At 72.5% G+C, this 20,321-nt stretch carries 14 protein-coding genes; 6 read left to right on the forward strand and 8 right to left on the reverse strand.

Features of this window, described 5'->3' with window-relative positions; all coding sequences use genetic code 11:
• Nucleotides 1–64: 64 nt before the first annotated feature.
• Nucleotides 65–1,555: a CoA-acylating methylmalonate-semialdehyde dehydrogenase gene (locus FXF50_RS04460; protein WP_148425926.1), complete on the reverse strand. Its 1,491-nt coding sequence runs from the start codon at nucleotides 1,553–1,555 to the stop codon at nucleotides 65–67.
• A complete protein-coding gene (locus FXF50_RS04465; RefSeq protein ID WP_148425927.1) occupies nucleotides 1,552–2,856 on the reverse strand; it encodes an aspartate aminotransferase family protein in 1,305 nt (434 codons plus the stop codon). The genes FXF50_RS04460 and FXF50_RS04465 overlap by 4 nt, the downstream gene beginning before the upstream one ends.
• Before the next feature lie 130 nt (nucleotides 2,857–2,986).
• Here FXF50_RS04465 and FXF50_RS04470 point away from each other — a divergent pair, with 130 nt between their 5' ends.
• The 5 genes from FXF50_RS04470 to FXF50_RS04490 all read left to right on the forward strand — a co-directional run bounded on the left by FXF50_RS04470 (nucleotide 2,987) and on the right by FXF50_RS04490 (nucleotide 9,623).
• On the forward strand, nucleotides 2,987–4,588 hold the full coding sequence (locus FXF50_RS04470) for a PucR family transcriptional regulator ligand-binding domain-containing protein (RefSeq protein ID WP_148425928.1): 1,602 nt from the start codon (nucleotides 2,987–2,989) through the stop codon (nucleotides 4,586–4,588).
• A 227-nt stretch (nucleotides 4,589–4,815) separates the two neighbouring features.
• A complete protein-coding gene (locus FXF50_RS04475) occupies nucleotides 4,816–6,378 on the forward strand; it encodes an NCS1 family nucleobase:cation symporter-1 (RefSeq protein ID WP_148425929.1) in 1,563 nt (520 codons plus the stop codon).
• Nucleotides 6,375–7,217: a nitrilase-related carbon-nitrogen hydrolase gene (locus FXF50_RS04480; protein WP_148425930.1), complete on the forward strand. Its 843-nt coding sequence runs from the start codon at nucleotides 6,375–6,377 to the stop codon at nucleotides 7,215–7,217. Before FXF50_RS04475 ends, FXF50_RS04480 begins: the two co-directional genes overlap by 4 nt.
• Nucleotides 7,214–8,617 (forward strand): dihydropyrimidinase, encoded by a 1,404-nt coding sequence (gene hydA / locus FXF50_RS04485; protein WP_148425931.1) that lies wholly within the window; start codon nucleotides 7,214–7,216, stop codon nucleotides 8,615–8,617. Before FXF50_RS04480 ends, hydA begins: the two co-directional genes overlap by 4 nt.
• A gap of 13 nt (nucleotides 8,618–8,630) precedes the next feature.
• Nucleotides 8,631–9,623, forward strand: coding sequence for a TIGR03842 family LLM class F420-dependent oxidoreductase (locus tag FXF50_RS04490; protein ID WP_148425933.1), 993 nt, complete (start codon nucleotides 8,631–8,633; stop codon nucleotides 9,621–9,623).
• An 80-nt stretch (nucleotides 9,624–9,703) separates the two neighbouring features.
• Here the strand turns inward: FXF50_RS04490 and FXF50_RS04495 are convergent, their stop codons facing one another.
• Nucleotides 9,704–10,036 carry a nuclear transport factor 2 family protein gene (locus tag FXF50_RS04495; protein ID WP_187399511.1) on the reverse strand — a complete coding sequence of 111 codons (333 nt, stop codon included), beginning with the start codon at nucleotides 10,034–10,036 and terminating at the stop codon, nucleotides 9,704–9,706.
• A 160-nt stretch (nucleotides 10,037–10,196) separates the two neighbouring features.
• Here FXF50_RS04495 and FXF50_RS04500 point away from each other — a divergent pair, with 160 nt between their 5' ends.
• On the forward strand, nucleotides 10,197–11,483 hold the full coding sequence (locus tag FXF50_RS04500; RefSeq protein ID WP_148425935.1) for an erythromycin esterase family protein: 1,287 nt from the start codon (nucleotides 10,197–10,199) through the stop codon (nucleotides 11,481–11,483).
• Between the two features lie 157 nt (nucleotides 11,484–11,640).
• On the opposite strand, the gene FXF50_RS04505 is transcribed toward FXF50_RS04500, so the two are convergent.
• The 5 genes from FXF50_RS04505 to FXF50_RS04525 form a co-directional block, all read right to left on the reverse strand.
• Nucleotides 11,641–12,255, reverse strand: a complete 615-nt coding sequence (locus tag FXF50_RS04505) for a hypothetical protein (RefSeq protein ID WP_148425936.1) — start codon at nucleotides 12,253–12,255, stop codon at nucleotides 11,641–11,643.
• Between the two features lie 81 nt (nucleotides 12,256–12,336).
• On the reverse strand, nucleotides 12,337–13,131 hold the full coding sequence (locus FXF50_RS04510) for an AfsR/SARP family transcriptional regulator (protein WP_148425937.1): 795 nt from the start codon (nucleotides 13,129–13,131) through the stop codon (nucleotides 12,337–12,339).
• A gap of 140 nt (nucleotides 13,132–13,271) precedes the next feature.
• Nucleotides 13,272–16,910: a CHAT domain-containing protein gene (locus FXF50_RS04515; RefSeq protein WP_148425938.1), complete on the reverse strand. Its 3,639-nt coding sequence runs from the start codon at nucleotides 16,908–16,910 to the stop codon at nucleotides 13,272–13,274.
• Between the two features lie 9 nt (nucleotides 16,911–16,919).
• Nucleotides 16,920–17,147, reverse strand: a complete 228-nt coding sequence (locus FXF50_RS04520) for a hypothetical protein (protein WP_148425939.1) — start codon at nucleotides 17,145–17,147, stop codon at nucleotides 16,920–16,922.
• Entirely contained in the window at nucleotides 17,147–20,314 is a 3,168-nt protein-coding gene (locus tag FXF50_RS04525; protein WP_148425940.1) for a helix-turn-helix transcriptional regulator, read from the reverse strand. Before FXF50_RS04525 ends, FXF50_RS04520 begins: the two co-directional genes overlap by 1 nt.
• Nucleotides 20,315–20,321: the final 7 nt, after the last annotated feature.

The following is a 20,321-nucleotide window of genomic DNA, read 5'->3' on the forward strand; positions in this document are numbered from 1 at the left end:
GGACCGCGCGGCGCCGGGTTGCGCCTGTGGACCGGCGGGGACGGACGACCCACCTCCGCGTAGCTCAGCTGTTCTGTGGGAAGCCGAGGTTCACTCCACCGTGGGAGGGGTCCAGCCACCGGCTGGTGACCACCTTGGATCTGACGAAGAAGTTCACTCCTTCCGGCCCGTACGCGTGCGCGTCACCGAATAGGGAGTCCTTCCACCCGCCGAAGGAGTAGTACGAAACCGGGACCGGGATCGGCACATTCACTCCGACCATGCCGATCTCGATCTCGTTCTGGTAGCGCCGGGCCGCGCCGCCGTCGTTGGTGAAGATGGCGGTGCCGTTGCCGTAGCGGTTGGTGTTGACCACCTCGACGGCGTCGTCGTAGCTGGGCACGCGCAGCACCGAGAGCACCGGTCCGAAGATCTCGTCGGTGTAGATGGACATGTCGGTGTCGACGCGATCGAAGAGGGTCGGCCCGAGCCAGAAGCCGGCTCGCTCACCGTCGATCGGGTGGCTCCGCCCGTCGATCACCAGCTCGGCCCCCGCGGCCCGTCCGGCGTCCAGGTACGACACCACCCGGTCGCGGTGGGCACCGGTGACCAGCGGTCCCATCTCGCAGCCCGGCCGACGGCCGTCGCCGACCCGGAGCGCGGCGATCCGCTCGCTGATCTTGCCGACCAGCGCGTCGCCGACCGGGTCGACGGCCACGACGACGGAGATGGCCATGCAGCGTTCGCCGGCCGAGCCGAAGCCGGCCGAGACGGCGGCGTCGGCGGCGAGGTCGAGGTCGGCGTCGGGCAGTACGACCATGTGGTTCTTCGCGCCGCCGAGCGCCTGCACCCGCTTGCCGTTGCGGGTGCCGGTCTCGTAGACGTAGCGGGCGATCGGGGTGGAGCCGACGAAGGAGATCGCCTTCACCGCCGGGTGTTCGAGAACGCGGTCGACCGCCTCCTTGTCGCCGTGCACGACGTTGAACACGCCGTCCGGCAGCCCGGCCTCGCCGAACAGTTCGGCGAGGAAGTTCGCCGCGGACGGGTCCTTCTCGCTCGGCTTGAGGACCACGCTGTTGCCGCACGCGATCGCGTTCGGCGCGAACCACAGCGGCACCATGGCGGGAAAGTTGAACGGGGTGATCACGCCGACCACCCCGAGCGGCTGCCGGATGGAGTACACGTCGACTCCGGTGGAGGCGTTCTCGCTGAACCCGCCCTTGAGCATCTGCGGGATGCCGCAGGCGAACTCCACGTTCTCCAGCCCGCGTTGGATCTCCCCCGCGGCGTCGGACAGCACCTTGCCGTGCTCGGCGGTGATGATCTCGGCCAGTTCGCGCCGGCGGGCGTTCAGCAGTTCCCGGAAGGCGAACATCACGTTCGACCGCTGGGCGAGGGACGCCGTACGCCAGCGGGTGAAGGCCTCGCCGGCGGCGGCGACGGCCTGGTCGACGACCGCGGCGGACGCGAAGTCGACGTGCCCAGCGACCTGTCCGGTGGCGGGGTCGTAGATGTCGCCGGCGCGTTCGGCGACGCCGGTCCAGGGCTTGCCGCCGATCCAATGGGTGGTCCTCATCGCTGCTGTACCTCCTTGGCCACGGCCTCGATCGACTGGGTGAGGATCTCCAGCGCCTCGTCCGCCTCGGCCCGGGTCAGCGTCATCGGTGGTGCCAGGCGGATGACGTTGCCGTACAGGCCGCCCTTGCCGACGAGCAGTCCCCGTTCCCGGGTTTCCTCCAGCAGTGCGGCGGCGGCCGCCGGGTGGGGCGCGCCGTCGGGTCCGACGAGTTCCAGCGCGATCATCAGGCCCTTGCCACGGACGTCGCCGACCACGGGATGCGCCCGCGCGACCGCCCGCAGACCGTCCAGCAGCCGGGCGCCCAGGTCTGCGGCGTTGGCCTGGAGGTCGTGTTCCAGGAGGTAGTTGAGCGAGGCCAGTGCGCCGGCGGTGGCGAGCGGGTTGCCGCCGAAGGTGGAGATCGAGTTGGCGCCGAGGCAGTCCATGAGGTCCGGCCGGGCGACGACTCCGCCGATCGCCAGGCCGTTACCCAGGCCTTTGGCGAAGGTGATCGCGTCGGGTACGACGCCGTGGGCCTGGATGCCCCAGAAGTGCTCGCCGGTGCGGCCCCAGCCGGTCTGCACCTCGTCGGAGACGAGAAGGATCCCGTACTCGTCGAGCACCTTCTTCAACTCGCCGAACAGCCCGTCCGGTGGGGTGGCGAAACCGCCGACGCCCTGGATCGGTTCGACGATCATGCACGCCACGTCACCCGCGGTCGTCGTCTCGATGATCTCGCGCAGGTCGGCGACGCAGGCGCGGACGTAGTCCGCGTCGGACAGGTCCCGGAAGGGGCTGCGGTAGCGGTAGCCGCCGTGCACCCAGCTCACCTTGACGGGGCTGAGCGCGCTGGCCGACCAGCCACGGATGCCGGTGATGCCGACGGTGGCGAAAGCGCGGCCGTGGTAGGAGTTGCGCAGGGCGAGCACCTGCTCGCTGCGCCGGCGCTGGGTGGCGAGCATCAGCGCGGTCTCGTTCGCCTCGGTGCCCGAGTTGGTGAAGAACACCTTGGCGTCCGGGATCCCGGAGAGCTCCGCGATCTTCTCCGCGAGCTCGACCTGCGACTGGATCAGGTAGAGCGTGGAGGAGTGCAGCACGCCGGTGTCGATCTGCGACCGGACCGCGTCGCTGATCTCGGCCACGTCGTAGCCGATCGCGTTGGTGAGAATGCCGGCGAAGAAGTCGAGGTAGGTGCGTCCCTCCCGGTCGGTCACCCGGCGACCGGACGCGCTGGCGAACTCGATCGGCTGTTCGTAGTACAGCGCCAGCCACTTCGGCATCACGGACCGGTGTCTGGTCAGCAGCTCGCGGTGCGCCATCGCGTCCTCCGTATCTCCGCCGGTAGGCCGAGTGTGGCGGCATTCGTTGTGCAACCGCTATGTGCAACCTGTACCGCTTCGCGGCCGCTGCCATTACGTTGTGTGCAATCCCGGTAGTAGGGAGGTCGCGATGTATCCCTCTGTCGCAGAAGCCGTCGCGCTGCCGGTGATCCGGCGGGCGAGGCCGCAGGTGGTGGCCGGGTCGGCCGGGATGCAGGGCCGGGTCCGCTGGGTCCACGTGGCGGAGGTCGCCGATATCGCGCACCTGCTCCGCGGCGGGGAACTGGTGCTGACCACCGGCATCGCGCTGCCGGAGGAGCCGGAGGCGCTCACGGGCTACGTGGACGACCTGGCCGCGGTCCACGCGGCGGGACTGGTCATCGAGTTGGTCCGCCGGTGGAACGATCACGTACCCGAGGCGCTCGTGACAGCGGCCGACCGGCACCGGCTCCCCCTGATCACGCTCGCGGAGGAGACGCGGTTCGTGTCCGTCACCGAGGCGGTGGTGGCACTGATCGTCGACGCCCAGCTGGCCGAGCTGCGGGCCGCCGAGCAGGTGCACGAGACGTTCACCTCGCTCACCGTGGCCGGGGCCGAGCCGGCCGAGGTGCTGCGCGAGGTGGCCAGGATCTCCGGGCTGCCCGTCGTGCTGGAGACGCTGGGGCACGAGGTGCTCGCGTACGACGCGGCCGGGCAGGATCCCACCGAGCTGCTCGCGGACTGGAGCCAGCGGTCCCGGTCCGTGGCGGTGCCCGAGCGAACGGCCTACGACGAGGAGGCCGGGTGGCTGGTCACGGTGGTCGGCGCGCAGGGCGCCGACTGGGGACGCCTGGTGCTGCTCTCGCCGGACCCTCCGCCGCACCGGCACATGGTGGTCGCGGAGCGGGCCGCGTCGGCGCTGGCGGTGCACCGCCTCGTGGCACGTGATCGGGAGAGCCTGGAACGGCAGACCCATCGGATGTTGCTCGCCCAACTGCTCGGTCAGGCGGTACCGCCGCCGGATCTGGCCGCCCGGGCGGCCGCGCTGGGCGTCGCCCTCGAACGGCGGCAGCTTGTCGGGGTGGCGATCCGGCCCGGGCACATGACGCCACGCGCGCCTGCGCTGGCCACCCAGGAGGTGCTGCGCGACCTCGCCGAGGTGACCGCGTCGGCCGCACGGCGGGTGTCGGTGCCCGCCCTGGTGGGCGTCGTGGACGACACGAGCGTACGGGCGCTGTTGTCGCTGCCCGCCCACGCCAGGGTCGACGCGGTCCTGCGTCGGCTGGCCGAGGAGGTGCACCGCTCGACAGCCGGCCCGGTGCTGGTGGCGGTCGGCACCACCGTGTCCCACGCCGCCGAGGTGCGACGCAGCCTCGGCGAGGCGGCCCACGTCGCGGGGGCGGCCCTGCGCGCCCCCGGTGCGCAGCTCTACCACAAGCTGGACAACGTGCGCCTGCGCGGCCTGTTGCACCTGCTGCGGGACGACGAGCGGGTCCAGGCGTTCGCGGATCGGGAGCTGGGCCCGCTGCTGGCGCGCGACGCCCACCAGCGCAGCCGACTGGTGGAGCTGTTGCGCTGCTACTGCGAGCAGGGCGGGAACAAGTCGGCGGCGGCCGCAGCGGCGCACCTGTCGCGCACGGCCTACTACCAGCAGCTGTCGCGGATCGCGCAGGTGCTCGGGGTGTCGCTGGAGGACCCGGAGTCGGTGCTGTCGTTGTACGTCGCGCTCCTGGTGCACGAACTCGACGCGTAGGGCCCCTCGCCGCGCTAATCCACCCACCGTGCTGATTGACAGGTCGGCGCGGGCATGCCGTGGACAGAGTGTGCCCCGATCATGGCAAGCGTGGACACTTTGCCGCTGCCCGTGGCGGGCCCGCGACACCCACCATTCCCCCATAAAGATCGCGCTGAACCGCCCACCAGGAGCGCGTGAGCCGGGTTGGTCGGCCAGTGTTGCGGCACCGTAACAGGAGGTGACCGATGACCGTCGAACCCCTGCCCCCGGCCGAAACCACCGCTGTCGAACCCGGCACGCAGATCACCCATCCGGACGGCCGGGTCGAGCTGCGAGACTTCTCCACGATCGCCGGCAGCCGCTACTTCAACGAGGAGCTCGCCCCGGTACCGATCGAGAAGCGCACCTGGAACACGTACAACTTCGCGGCGCTGTGGATCGGCATGGCGCACAACATCCCCACCTACCTGCTCGCCGCCGGGCTCATCCAGCTCGGGATGAACTGGGTACAGGCGTTCCTCACGATCACGCTGGGCAACCTGCTCGTCCTGATCCCGATGCTGCTGAACAGCCACGCGGGCACCAAGTACGGGATTCCGTTCCCGGTCTTCGCCCGGGCGTTCTACGGAGTCCGCGGCGCGAACCTCCCGGCCCTGCTCCGCGCGTTCATCGCGTGCGGCTGGTTCGGCATCCAGACCTGGATCGGCGGCGAGGCGATCTACGCGATCGCCGGCAAGCTGCTCGGCTCCTGGTGGGTCGACGCGGCGAAGGTCATGGACTACCCGTGGACGCTGTGGGCCTCGTTCCTCGTCTTCTGGGCGATCGAGATGGCGATCATCTGGCGGGGCATGGACACCCTGCGGCGCTTCGAGAACTGGGCCGCGCCGTTCGTCATCGTGGTCGCCGTCGCCCTGCTGATCTGGGTCCTGGTCGAGGCGGGCGGGCTCGGCCCGATCCTGTCCGAGCCGTCGAAGCTGGGCTGGGGCGCCGACTTCTGGAAGCTGTTCGCGCCGTCGCTGATGGGGATGATCGCCTTCTGGGCGACCCTCTCGCTGAACATCCCCGACTTCACCCGCTTCGGCGGTAGCCAGCGGCAGCAGGCGGTCGGCCAGGTCCTCGGCCTGCCGACGACGATGTCGTTCTTCGCCATCCTGTCGATCCTGATCACCTCGGGCACGGCCGTGATCTACGGCGAGGCGATCTGGGACCCGATCCAGCTGGCGGCCAAGTTCGAGAACCCGCTGGTGGTCGCGCTCGGCCTGTTCACGGTCGTGGTCGCGACGCTGTCGGTGAACGTCGCGGCGAACACGGTCAGCCCGGCGTACGACTTCTCGAACGCGGCACCCCGACTGGTGAGCTTCCGGACCGGGGGGCTGATCACCGGCGTGCTCGGCATCCTGATCCAGCCGTGGCGGCTGGTGCAGGACCCCAACATCTACATCTTCGTGTGGCTCGGGTTCTACGGCGGCCTGCTCGGCGCCGTCGCCGGGGTGCTCATCGCTGGATACTGGGTCCGCAGCCGCACGCGCCTCCAGTTGCCCGCCCTCTACCGTCCCGAGGGCCGCTACTGGTTCTCCGGCGGCTGGAACTGGGCGGCCATCGTCGCCACCGTCGTCGGCGCGGTCCTCGCGGTGGGTGGCGCCTACTCCGCCCCCGGCAAGGGGCCGTTCCCGGAGGACGGGCTCATCCCGTTCCTCAAGCCGCTCTACGACTACAGCTGGGTGGTCGGTCTGATCGCCGGGTTCCTCGTCTACCTGGCGCTGTCGATGCCGCCGCGCCGCGGCCACGCGAAGGGGGAGATCAGGTGAGCAACATCGTCCGAGCCGGGCTGGTGCAGCAGAAGTGGACCGGCGACAAGGAGTCGATGATCGCGAACGCGGTCGAGGCGATCCGCAGCGCCGCGTCGCAGGGCGCACAGGTCGTCTGCCTGCAGGAGCTGTTCTACGGTCCGTACTTCTGCCAGGTGCAGGACGCCGACTACTACTCGTACACCGAGGCGATTCCCGACGGGCCGACGACCGCGCTGATGCGTGAGCTGGCCGAGCAGCACGGCGTGGTACTGATCGTGCCGATGTACGAGCAGGAACAACCGGGCGTCTACTACAACACGGCGGCGGTGATCGACGCCGACGGCACCTACCTCGGCAAGCACCGCAAGAACCACATCCCGCAGGTGAAGGGGTTCTGGGAGAAGTTCTACTTCCGGCCCGGAAACCTCGGCTATCCGGTGTTCGACACCGCGGTGGGCCGCATCGGCGTCTACATCTGCTACGAACGGCACTTCCCCGAAGGCTGGCGGGCGCTGGGGCTGGCCGGCGCGAAGATCGTTTTCAACCCCTCCGCCACGAGCCGGGGCCTGTCGGAGTACCTCTGGCGCCTCGAGCAGCCGGCCGCCGCGGTCGCCAACGAGTACTACGTCGGCACGATCAACCGCGTCGGCGTGGAACCGCTGGGCGACAACGACTTCTACGGCCAGTCCTACTTCGTCGACCCGCGGGGGCAACTGGTCGGCGACGCCGCGTCGGACACCGAGGAAGAGGTCGTCGTCCGCGATCTCGACATGGACCGGCTGGCCGAGGTGCGCGACCTGTGGGCGTTCTACCGCGACCGCCGGCCGGAGACCTACGAATCGCTGGTGACGCCGTGAGCATCGTCATCCGCAACGGAACAGTCGTCAACGCCACCGGGGAGTACCCGGCGGACGTGCTGGTGGAGGGCGAGCGGATCGTCGCGCTCGCCGCGCCGGACTCGGGTCTGGCCCAGCAGTGGTCTTCCGGCGCCGAGCGGGTGATCGACGCCGCCGGGAAGTACGTGGTGCCGGGCGGCATCGATGGCCACACCCACATGGAGATGCCGTTCGGCGGCACCTTCTCGGCCGACACCTTCGAGAGCGGGACGACCGCGGCGGCCTGGGGCGGCACGACCACGATCATCGACTTCGCCGTGCAGGGCAAGGGCACGTCGCTGCTGTCCGCGCTGGACAGGTGGCACAGCAAGGCCGACGGCAACTGCGCGATCGACTACGGGTTCCACATGATCGTCTCGGACGTCAACGACACGTCGCTCAAGGAGATGGAGGCCTGCATCGACGCGGGCGTGAACACCTTCAAGATGTTCATGGCCTACCCGGGTGTCTTCTACGCCACGGACGGGGAGATCCTGCGGGCGATGCAGAAGGCCCGCGACACCGGATCGATGATCATGATGCACGCGGAGAACGGCATCGCCATCGACCAGCTCGTCGTGCAGGCACTGGCGAGCGGGCGGACCGACCCGGTACAGCACGGGCTGACCCGGCCGCCCGAGCTGGAAGGCGAGGCGACCTCCCGGGCGATCACCCTGGCGAAGGTCACCGGCGCGCCGCTGTACATCGTGCACCTGTCCGCCGCGCACGCCCTCGACGCGGTCACCCAGGCCCGCGACACCGGGCAGAACGTGTTCGCCGAGACCTGCCCGCAGTATCTGTTCCTGTCGCTGGACGACCTGGCCCGACCCGACTTCGAGGGCGCGAAGTACGTCGCCTCTCCCCCGCTGCGACCCAAGGAACACCAGGCGGAACTGTGGCGGGGCCTGCGCACCAACGACCTGTCGCTGGTGTCCACCGACCACTGCCCCTTCTGCTTCAAGGACCAGAAGGAGCTGGGCCGGGGCGACTTCTCGAAGATCCCCAACGGGATGCCGGGTGTCGAGCACCGAATGGACCTGCTCTACCAGGGCGTCGTGCGCGGCGAGATCACCCTGCCACGCTGGGTCGAGATCAGCTCGACCACGCCCGCCCGGATGTTCGGCCTCTACCCCCGCAAGGGCGTCATCGCCCCGGGCGCGGACGCGGACATCACGGTGTACGACCCGACGGCCGAGCAGACCATCTCCGCCCGCAGCCACCACATGAACGTGGACTATTCCGCGTACGAGGGCATGCGGCTGACCGGGAAGGTCTCCACCGTGTTGTCCCGCGGCCGGATCGTCGTCGACGACAACGCCTTCCACGGCGCCGCCGGACACGGCACGTTCCTGAAGCGCGACCTCAGCCAGTACCTGGTCTGACGAGGAGGCAACCGTGGACTTCGGTGTCGTACTGCAGACCGACCCGCCCGCCCGCGACGTCGTGGCGGGCCTCGCCGCCGCCGAGGACAACGGCTTCCGCTACGGGTGGACGTTCGACTCCTGCGTGCTGTGGCAGGAGCCGTTCGTCATCTACTCGCAGGTCCTCGCCGCGACCAAGCACCTGATCGTCGGACCGATGGTGACCAACCCGAGCACCCGCGACTGGTCGGTCACCGCGTCACTCTTCGCCACCCTCAACGACATGTTCGGCAACCGGACCGTCTGCGGGATCGGCCGCGGCGACTCGGCGCGCCGGGTCATCGGCCAACCGCCGGCGAGCCTTGCCACCCTCGGCAGCGCCATGCGCGTGATCAAGGAACTGGCCGAGGGACGCGAGGTCGAACACCACGGCACGCCGGTGCGCATCCCGTGGGTGCGTGACGGCAAGCTGGAGATCTGGATGGCCGCCTACGGCCCGAAGGCGCTGCGGCTGGTCGGCGAGCAGGCCGACGGCTTCATCCTGCAGACAGCCGACCCGGACATCGCCCGCTGGACGATCGGCACGGTACGCGCCGCGGCCAGCGCCGCCGGCCGGGATCCGGACTCGATCACGATGTGCGTGGCCGCCCCCGCCTACGTGGGCACGAACCTCGCACACCAACGGGATCAGCTGCGCTGGTTCGGCGGCATGGTCGGCAACCACGTGGCCGACCTGGTCGCCCGCTACGGCGACTCGGGCGTGGTGCCGAAGGCGCTGACCGACTACATCACCGGCCGCGAAGGCTACGACTACGCACACCACGGCCGGGCCGGCAATCCGTCCACCGACTTCGTCCCCGACGCCATCGTCGACCGGTTCTGCCTGCTCGGCCCCGAGTCGGCCCATGTCGACCGGCTGCAGGAACTCAAGGAGATCGGGGTCCACAACTTCGCCCTCTACCTCATGCACGACGACAAGGAGAAGACCCTCACCGCGTACGGCAAGAACGTGATCACGCACGTCTAGTGCGTCGCGCACGGCGGCGGCCTGCGCCCTGCCTATCCCGTCCCGGCCGGAGCCGCACCGCCCCTCGCCGACGGCTGAGCCTACGGCCGGATGTCCAGGGCGCCGATCAGGCCGTCGCGAAGAGTGAAGCGGTAGCGCAGCCGGACCGGGCTGCCCGGGAACGTGCCCGAGACGAGTGCCGTCACCGCAACGTTGCCGCCGGCCTCCTCCTCGACCGTCTCCGGAATGGCCTTGTAGTCGTATTCGGCCGTGGTCCGCTCGCGCCAGGCCCGGATCGCCGCCGGGCCCTCGTAGGTCCGGTCCTCGTCGGCCACGATCGCGTCGTCGGTGAAGCAGGCGACGAAGGCGTCGACGTCAGGTTCGGCAGTCAGTTCGAAGTAGCGGACGATCACGTTGGGAACGGTTACGGTCATCTGCCTCTCCTCGCATGTCGCCGCCCGCATACCCGACAGGTCCCCCGTCATTCGCCACCGCGACCTCGGGGACCTGCCCCCGGTGGTTCCGCATGGCCCGGGCCGCACCGGGTACCTCCGAGGCCTACAGCGCCCGGATCCGACGCGGCGGGGGTGAACGATGGGACGCTACGACGACGAGGTGACCGGGCTGGCAGCGCCGCTGGTCGACCCGGGAGACCTGGACGTGCTGCTGGACCGGATCGGTGACGCCCGGGTGGTGATGCTCGGCGAGGCGAGCCACGGCACGCACGAGTTCTACACCTGGCGCGCCGCGATCAGCCGGCGGCTGATCGAGGAGAAGGGCTTCTCGTTCGTCGCGGTCGAGGGCGACTGGCCGGACTGCGACCGGGTGGACCGCAGCGTACGCTGCCGCCCCGACGCGCCCACCGACCCGCGCGACGCGCTCGCCACCTTCACGCGCTGGCCGACCTGGATGTGGGCCAACGAGGAGGTCATCGACTTCACCCGCTGGCTGCGTACCCGCAACGCGGCGGTGGACGAGCCGGACCGCGCCGGCTTCCACGGCCTGGACGTGTACTCGCTGTGGGAGTCGCTGCGCGAGATCCTCACCTGGCTGCAGGAGCACGACCCGGAGCAGGTGCCGGCGGCGCTCGCGGCGTACCGCTGCTTTCAGCCGTACGACGAGGACCCGCAGCAGTACGCGCTGGCTACCCGACTCGTGCCGAACAACTGCGAGAACGAGGTGGTGGACCTGCTCGTCGGGCTCCGCGCGCGGGCCGTGGCCGGCGGCGAGGGCCGCTTCGGGGCCTGGCAGAACGCCGAGGTCGTCGCCGGGGCCGAGCGCTACTACCGGACGATGGCGCGCGGTGGCCGCGAGTCGTGGAACGTCCGCGACCGGCACATGGACGAAACCCTGGACCGGCTCCTGCAGCACTACGGGCCGGGCGCGAAGGCGGTCGTCTGGGCGCACAACACGCACGTCGGTGACGCCCGCGCCACCGACATGGCCGACGCCGGCGAGGTCAACATCGGCCAGCTCGCCCGGGAGCGGTACGGCTCGGACCAGGTCGTGCTGGTCGGCTTCGGCACCCACCACGGCACCGTGGTGGCCGGGGACGCCTGGGGAGCGCCGATGGAGGTCATGCCGGTGCCGCCGGGGCGCCGGCACTCGCTGGAGGAGGCCCTGCACGGTGCGGCACCGGCGCAGGCCCTCTTCGTCTTTCCCCACGACGGCCGCGTCGAACTGCTCACCGACGAACTCGACCACCGGGCGATCGGGGTCGTCTACCACCCCGAACGGGAGCGCTTCGGCAACTACGTCCCGACCGTGCTCGGCGACCGCTACGACGCGTTCTGCTGGATGGACGAGACCCAGGCGGTCCAGCCGCTGCGCGTGCGGCCCGGCCGCTTCGCCGAGCCCGAGACGTACCCCTCCGGCGTCTGACGGCAGCCCTCTGGGTCATGTCCCGGATGTGCGCGTGGAGCCGCGGGTCGGCCCGGACTGCGATACGCGATGAACCCCGGTCAGCGCCGGAACAGGACGAAGGTCACACACGGAAGTCGCCGACGCCTCGCGGCGCCGGCGACTGTTTCCGGTCGGGTCAGGCCTTCGAGTGGGTGATGCTGATCCCGGTGACGGCCTGGGCGCGGGTGTAGGTCGGCGGCAGCCCCATCGACACCAACGCGGCGTTCACCGAGTCGACGTACGCGGTCAGTTGCGGGGTGGCGCCGTAGTAGTTGCCGGTCCAGGTCTGGGTGGAGGCGCAGCTCGCGTCCGTCACGGCGCACGCCATGGCGTAGTTGACGGCGCTCGGGAAGGAGCCGCCATTCGTGTTGATCCACAGCCGGGCGTTGACCCGGCAGGCCGCGAACCAGTACGGGTCGGTGATCGTGGTCCGCATCACCGCCTGGTCGTTGGCCGGGTAGTACGAGACGGACGTGGTGGCGTCGCAGCCACCGTCGTAGGTGGTGTCGCGCTTGCTGAGGGTCCACACGCTCGGGTACGTCGCGAGGGTGGTGACGCCACCGGCGGCCTTGATCCGGGCGGCCTCCTTGTAGGCGGCGGCCTTGATGCGCGCGCTGTCCACTGCGGCGGCCTTCGGGCTGTCCGACGGCGCGGCGACGGCCGCGGAGCCGGAGCCGGCGAGCGCGGCGGTGGCCATCGCGGCGACGGCGGCCAGCCCGACAAGCGTGCGGCGGAGAGAGGTACGGAACATGATGTGCTCCCTTCGGGTTGTGCTGTTTGCTGGGATGTCCAGCGGCACGTTCTGAGCATCGCGACGCCGGCCACACGGCCACTACACGTTCGCCATAGCCCGGTGGGGTGCCGCCGCGTCGAGCGGTTCCTCGCGAAGGATCGCCTCGTAGATCCGGCGCAGCCGGGCACCCGGCTCGACCCCCATCTCGTCCCTGAGGGCGCACCGGAACTGGTGGTACGTGGCGAGGGCCAGAGCCACGTCGCCGCTGAGATACAGCACTCGCAACAGCAGTAGCTGCACGCTCTCCCGGTGCGGATGCTGCGCCGCGAGCTGCTGCAACTCCCCCACCAGCCCGGACAGGTGCGCACCCGCACAGGTGGCGTCGACCAGTCCGGTGTAGACGCACAACCGCAGCTCCTCCCAGCGCCGGGCGATCCCGTACGCCGGGCTCGTCGCGCTGAGCAGGTCGGCGGGCAGCGGCGGTCCCTGCCACAGGGCGGCCGCCTCGTGCAGGACCCGGGCGGCCAGCGACGGGTCGTGCGTCACGGCCGTCCGGCCGCGGCGGGCGAGGTCGGCGAAGCACAACAGGTCGGATTCGTGCGGGAGCAGCCGCAGCCGGTACGCCCCGGACGCGTAGTCGAGTCGCTGGTCGCCGGGGCAGCCCGCCCGCGCGAGCAGGGCGCGGATCCGCGAGGCGTACGTCTGGATGTTGGGCAGGCAGGATCGCGGCGGCCGGCCGTCCCACAGGACGTCACTGATCGTCTGGATGGGCACCGGCTGCCCGCCGGCCGCGACGAGCAGCCGGAGCATGCCGCGCGCCTTTTCCCCCGAGAGCCGGTGTTCCGCGCCGTCGTCGCCGCGCACTCGCAGCATGCCAAGGACATCGATCCTCACACGTCCTCCTTCGTGGGCCGCGGCGATTCACCGCCCTCCCACGGTCGCGCCGGGCACGGTGGCACCACATCGGAAGCAATGCGTGGATCGCGGCTCAGGAACCCCTCAGATGCTCCGGGACGGGGCCTCAGGGCAGGCCGTCAGGCGGCGGCCACCAGCACGAACGGCGCCCAGTGGTACGGGTGCGCGTAGGGCGTCTCGCCGGCCTCGGCGGCCCGCAGGTCACGGACCTCGGCGCCGACCGACGAGGCGAACCGGTCGAGGCCGGCCGCCGCGGCGGTGATGCGAAGCCGTTCGTACGCGGCGATCGCCTCGTCGCGGCCGAGCCGCCGGACGTGTTCGCAGGCCTGTCGCAGCGCGGCCCGGTTCGGGGCGCCGGCCAGCCGGCGGCGGTGGAACTCGGTCATCAGCAGCGCCGCGGAGACGTCGTTCACCGCCCATAGCGTGGCCACCACCGCCCGGGCGCCTGCGGCGAGCAGGGCCCGGCCGAGGCCGAGCAGTTCCTCGCCGCGCACGACCGAGCCGGTGCCGGTACGGCAGGCGCTGAGCACAATCAGCTCCGCGCCGAGCCGCAGGCCGAGCAGCTCGGCACCGGTGAGGCTGTCGCCGTCGGCGAGCAGCAACGCCGACCCGAGGGGCGCGATCGGGTCGAGCACCCCGTGGGTCGCCAGATGGATCACCGGCGCCTGGGCCATCCGCTCCCGGACGGTGGTCGCCCGGGCGTCGGGGCCGAGCAGCAGTGTCGCTCCAGGCAGCAGGTCCGCCACGCAGCCGGCCTCGACGCCCGCGCCGGGCAGCGCGGCCTGGGGCACCGGTGCGGCGCCCGGTGCCGGCGGGTAGGCCATGTGGGCCGGGTCGCCCACCACGAGCGGCGAACCCGTGGCCGGGGGCGGCGCCGGTAGGCAGAGTGTGCCGGCGCTGGGCAGCACGGTCAGCGGGACGGTCGCGCCCAGCGTCGTCCCGCGCCAGGGCAGCACCGCGAACGGTAGCCGCATGGTGGCCCCGGCCGGGACGACCAGCAGCGCGGTGGCGGCGTCGATGGCGTCGCCGAGCGGTGCCAGCAGCAGGTCGGCCAACTGGCGGGCCCACTCCTCGTACCGGCCGCCGGTGGCGCAGCCGGCCACGACCCGGGCGGTCAGTGGCTCGACATCGTTGGGTCCGGCCAGGCGATGGGCGGCGGCCATGCCGTCCCGGGTGATCGCCCAGGCGAGCAGGTCGGTGCGCCCCACCAGGTACTGGATGACCGTGGCGCCGGCCGGCAGCGCCGCGGCCACGGTGTCGAGGTCCCGGACGTCGGCCTGCGGGTTGATCGCCGCCCAGAACTGCGGGTCGATCCGGCGCAACTCGTCCTCGATCTGGTGCAGCGCGTCGGTGTCGCGGGCGAGCTGGTCGCGCAGGCTCGCGAGCTGATCGCGCGGCCCCGGGTGATGCTGGCCGGCGTCCTCATCGGTCGCTGCGGTCGGCGCATCCGGGTCGGGGCCCTGGTCCGGCGCAGCGGCCAACCGGTCGCGGGCGAGCGCCACCTCAGCGTCGGCCGCCCGCCAGCGCCGCACCAGATCCGGCGGCAGGTCGAACCGTTCGACCCCGCCGTTGGCGGTCAACAGGTCGAGCAGGGCCCGGCCGCGGGCCCGCTCGGCGTACCGGAAGGCGGTGGCGCTCCACCGGCGGACGGCGTCCGGATCGCCGGCTGCCGCGGCGGCCTCCCGGCGGCGCAGCGCGACGCGGGCGGCGTCCCGGTAGGCCTCCTGGACGTCCCGCCCGGCGAAGAACGACGCCTTCAGCACGTCACGGCGCAGGGCGCCGCGCATCCGTTCGACCTCGGTCAGCGCCTGGTCGTACGCGGCCGACGCCCCCGCGAGGTCGTCCTCCTGCTCGGCGAGCCGGCCCTCCAGGTGCAGGTGCTGCCAGGCCTCGCCGAGGCCGGCCCACCACGGTTCGGCGTCGGCGCGCAGCGCGTCGAAGTGGGCCCGCGCCAGCGCCGGGTTGCCCACGTTGAGCTGGAACGTCAACGCCTGCACGTGCAGCATCCGGCGCCGGGCGCGGGTGTACTGGTCCGCGGGCTCGGCGTCGAGGTCGGCCAGGGCGGCGGTGGCGAACCGGGCGTACGCCGCCGAGGCGCTGGCGTCGTCGCCCTGGTAGGCGCGCACCACCGCCTCGTCGAAGTCGCCGTCCCACCCCGGCCGTCGTGCCGCTCGGGCCTGCGCGAACAGGGCGGCGGCCCGGTCGTCGTCGCCGTTCTCCCGCGCCTGGCTGGCCCGGTACACCAGGCTCACCACCTGGCCGCCGGACATGTCGGCGAGCGACAGCAGGTGTTCGGCCATCAGGCGGGCGGTGCCGGTGAACTCGCTCAACCGGGCGCGCAGCGGCTCCACCGCCTCCCGGATCGTCTGTTCCGCCCGTTCCATCGCGGCCACGTCCCGGACCTGGTTGGCGAGGCTGTAGAGCCGGCCGGCGAGGATGGCGCGGGCACAGCGGCGGGGATCCTCCGGGTCGGCGGGCTCGGCCAGCGGCGCCGGGTCCGCGTCGAGGGCGGCCAGCGCGGCGAGCCGGGCGGCGGCCAACTCGCCGACCGCCCCGGCCACCTGCCCGGTGTCGACCAGGGCCTTGGCGCGCAGCTCCGGCTCGGCCAGCTCCGCCCAGATCCGCTCGGCGGCGCCGAAGGCGGCGGTGGCGCGTTCCGGCTCCCGCCGGTCCCGGGCCCAGTACCGGCCGAGTCGCCCGTACAGCAGGCCGAGACCGGTGGCCGGCCCGGGTCCGACCTCGCCGGCGGCCCGTACGACGGCCTCCGGACCGGCCGGGTCCACCGGAAGCCGGCCGTCCGCGATGGCCGCCAGCGTCCGGTGGGTCGCGGCAGTCGCGGCGTCGCCCGGCCGCCCGGCGGCGACGAACGCCTGGTACGCCATGTCGGCCTCGTCGTACGCCGCGGCCGGCTGCCCGTCCAGCATCAGCAGGTACGCGCGCCGCAGCCCGACGGTGGCCAGGCCGGCGGGGTCGCCCAGGGCCGCGTACCGGCCGGCGGCCTCGTCGTACGCGGCCCGGGCCTGGTCGAGTTCCCCGATGGAGCCGGTGAACTCCAGCGCCTCGACGGCGTCCACAAGCCCGTTGTCGGGCGCCGACGGGTTGACGGTGAGCAGGCAGTTCCAGTGCAGCGGCGAGGTCAGCGGCGCGGCGGCCACGTCGCCCGCCAGCAGGGCGGCGACGCCCATTCCACGGTGGTCCTCACCGCGCGACAGCCCCTGCCAGGCGGCGGCCAGATACCGGGCCGACGCCTCGTGGTCGCCGCCCCGCGCGGCCATGTCAGCGGCGACCAGATCGAGGTGGGGATGCAGATCCGGCAGGTCGGCCACCGCCGACCGGGCCTGTTCGATGGCGGCGTAGGCGCCGGCGAGCAGGCCCGCGCGGTGCTCGCCGAGGGCGAGGTCGGGGGTGAACAGGGCCCGGGTGTCGCGCAGTTCGGTGAGCAGCCGGCCGACGATCCACACCTGCGCACTGGTCGCCTGCTCGGGGACGGGCCGGGGCGGGCGTTCGGCCAGCCGTGCGCCGAGGGAGATCATCGGGCGGGCGGTGCCGTCAGGCAGGCCCAGCCAGCGGCAGTGCCAGGCGAAGTGACGCCAGGCGGCGGTGACGGGATCGTCAGTCGCCGGCACGGCGCGCAGGGCCGCGGCGTAGCCGCCCGCCGCGCACCGGCGGGCGGCCTCCGCCGTCGGGGCGGCCGGGTCGAGGCCGCCGACCAGGCGGTCGAGCAGACCGCCGGGGAGCGCCTCGACCGGGCTCGCCATGACCGCCTCCTACAACGAGATCTGGCCCTTGGCGTCGGCGTCCGTGTCCAGTTCGACCAGGTCGAGTGCCCGGGTGCTGACGACCAGCACCAGGATGTTCGAACTGCTGTCGATCACCCGGCAGGTGAACGAGGTGCCGGCGTCCATCGCCGTCTTGATCGCGTCGACCGTCTCCTGGATGTCCGTGTCGTCCGGGAGGAAGTAGGACCGGTCACCGATCGTGATCCGCTTTGCCATCAGGTTCTCCTCGTGGTGTTGGGCGGGGTGGCCGGCTCGTCGCGGCCGTCAAGACCGAGCCGGTGCGCCACGGCCGCGGCTTCGCCGCGACTGGACACGCCGAGCTTGGTCAAGATGTTCGACACGTGAACGCTCACCGTCTTGTCGCTGATGTACAGCTCCCGGGCGATCCGGCGGTTGCTGTGACCGGCGCACACCTGCCGCAGCACCTCGCGTTCCCGGGGGGTGAGGCCGAACGGGTCCTCGGGTCCGGCGGCGGCCGGCTGGGGCGGCGGCGCACCGGCCGGTGTGGACAGGTGGATGCGGCCCCTCCGGGCCAGAGCGTCGATCTCGGCGAGCAGCGGCGCGGCTCCCAGGTCGGCGGCGATGTCCCTCGCCTGGCGCAGGACCTTCGCGGGGTCAGTGCCGGCCGGGCCGCCGCCGGGCAGCAGCCGGTCACCCAGGGCCGCCTCGGCCTGCCGCCAGTACGCGTAGGAGGCGGCGTAGCGGCAGCCCAAGGCCGTCCAGGCGGCGGCGACCGCCGCCCACCTCCGCGGGTCGGCCTTGTCGTGGAAGCGGGCGTACTCGGCGCCGGCCAGCGCCGCGAGCGCGGCGGCCTCCGGCAGCAGCGGCTGCCCGGCGAGGTCGCAAACACGCCGCCACAGGGCCTCGACCCGCTCCCCCGCGTCCGTGTCACCGGTCGCCGTGCCCCGGGACCGGGCCAGCAGGCGTTCGTGGTGGTCGGCCTCGGCGCGCAGGCCGAGCGCCACCAAACGCAGCACCTGCGGGGTGTCCTCCACGCCGTCGAGGGCGTCCAGTCCGTCGTGGACCGCGGACCGGGTGGCGGCCGGTTCACCCCGCCACAGGGCCAGCTCCGCGGCGGCGGCGTGCAGGGGCCCGACGAGCTGTGTCTCGGGGCGTACGGCCAGCAGTTCGCGTGCGGTGGCCAGGTGCCGCTCGGCGTCGGCGACGTGGCCCCGGGCGGCGCCGATCTGCGCCAGGACGAGGTGCGGATAGACGGCCACGCCGGCGGGGGTCTGCCGGTCGACAGCGGCGCCGGCGAGCTTCTCCGCCTCGTCCCAGCGCCCGAGCAGCAGCAGCGCGGCGGTGGCGTTGTTGATCAGCAGCGCGGTGCCGCTGGCCCGGTCGAGACCGTAGCGGCGGCCGCGTTCCAGGCCGGCGAGCGCGGCCGCCAACGACTCCTCCAGCCGGCCGGCGTTCTCCAGGGCGAAGCTCAGATTGCCGTACGAGCGGAAGATGTCCTCCAGGTGGCCGCCGGCCTCGGCGAGTTCGACGGCGCGGCGCAGCGCTCCCACGCCGTCCTCCGGCTTGCCGATCATCGTGAGGGCGACGCCGGTGAAGTTCAGCGCCCGCCCCTCCTCGGCCACCGCCCCGGCGGCGTGCGCCAGCTCGGCCGCCTCGGCGGCGCGGCGCAGTCCCGCCGAGTAGCGGCCGGTGATGAGATCGGTGCCGGCCAGGTCGGCGAGGACACCGGCGGTCAGGGCGGCCGGGGCGTGCGCCGCGAGCAGCGTGTGGGCCCGTTCGTAGGCATCCCGGCAGCGGGCGATGTCGCCGCTCTCCCACAGGTACCGTCCGAGACGTTCGTGGAGCTGCCCGGCCCGCACCGGCCGCGCCGTCTCGTCCACCTCGGCCAGCGCCGCGGTCACCCGCTCCACCGACCGGCCGACGTGGCCCTGCCACCGGGCGGCGTCGGCGGCGCGGGCCAGCACCTGCTCGCGGGGCAGGCCGGTCACCGCGGCCGGGTCCGGTACCCGGTCCCACAGCAGCAGCACCCGCTCGTACTGCCGTTCCGCCTCGGCGAAGGCGTGCACGCCGGCCGCCGCCTCGCCGGCCCGCACCGAGGCGGCCAGCGCCCGGGGCAGGTCGCCGGCCTCGTGCCAGTGGTAGGCGAGTTCCGCCGCGACGCTCAGCTCCTGGGCGTAGCTCAGGCTCGGGTCCTCGGCCAGGGCGGCGGCCAGCGTGGCGTGCAGTCGGATCCGCTCGCCCGGCAGCAGGTCCTGGTGCACCGCCTCGCGGGTCAGCGCGTGCCGGAACACGTAGGTGCCGTCCGCCGGGTCGGCCAGCAGCACGTGACGGTCCACGCACTCCCGCAGCGCGGCCACCAACCGCCGCCGTGGCAGGTCGCAGACGCTGGCGAGCAGCGTGTGGCTGACCCGCCGGCCCGCGGTCGCGGCGGATCGCAGCACCTCCTGCGAGTCCTCGCCGAGCACCTCGATGCGGGACAGCACCAGGTCCCGCAGCGACCGGGGCAGCGACCGGTCGAGACCGGTCCTCGGCGGCCGGGTGGCCTCGCCGGGCCGGACGCCGTGCCCGGCGAGCGGGGTTCCGGGCTCGCCGGGCTGGACGGCGGCGGGCTGGGTCCCGCTGGGCGCCAGCGCGACCGCGATCTCCTCGGCGAAGAAGGCGTTGCCGTCGGACATCTCCCACACCAGCTCGACCAGGTCGTAGCGCACCTGCTCGCCGAGCAGGCCGGCGAGGAACGACCGCAGCTCATCGCGGCCGAACCGGGACAGCTCCAGGCGGCGTACCCGGCGGCCGAGGTCCAACTCGGCGAGCACGGCCCGCAGGGGGTGCCCCGGCGGCAGGTCGCTGATGCGGTAGCTGGCCAGCAGCAGCACCCGTTCCTCGCCCAGGTTGCGGACCAGGAAGGTGAGCAGGTCCAGGGTGGACCGGTCGGCCCAGTGCAGGTCCTCCACGACGAGCAGCACCGGGGCGTCCGCGCTGAGCTGCTCCAGCAGCCGCAGTACGGCGCCGAAGAAGCGGGACCGGGAGGTCTCTGGGACGCTGTCGCGCTCCTCGGAGTCGCCGACGAAGGGCACCAGCCGGGCAAGTTCCTCGTAGGCCGGGCCGACAAGCTCGCGCAGGGCCGGCACCCCGAGTTCGCGGACCAGCCGCCGCACCGCCTCGATCAGCGGCGCGTACGGCAGGTCACCCGCGCCGAGGTCGATGCACGACCCGCAGAGCACCCGCGCGTCGCCGGCCCGGGCCTGCTCGGCGAACTCCCGCAGCAGCCGGCTCTTGCCGACCCCCGCCTCACCGCTGACCAGGACCGTGACAGCGGAGCCGGCCACCGCCTGCCGCAGCGCCTCGTCCAAGCCGGCGAGTTCGGCGTCGCGGCCCACGAACCGGGGACTCAGCGGCGGTCGCGCCGGCGGGGGGACGGGCATCACGTGA

Origin of the sequence: Micromonospora sp. AP08, from assembly GCF_008085935.1 — a bacterium.
Taxonomy (GTDB): domain Bacteria; phylum Actinomycetota; class Actinomycetes; order Mycobacteriales; family Micromonosporaceae; genus Micromonospora; species Micromonospora chersina.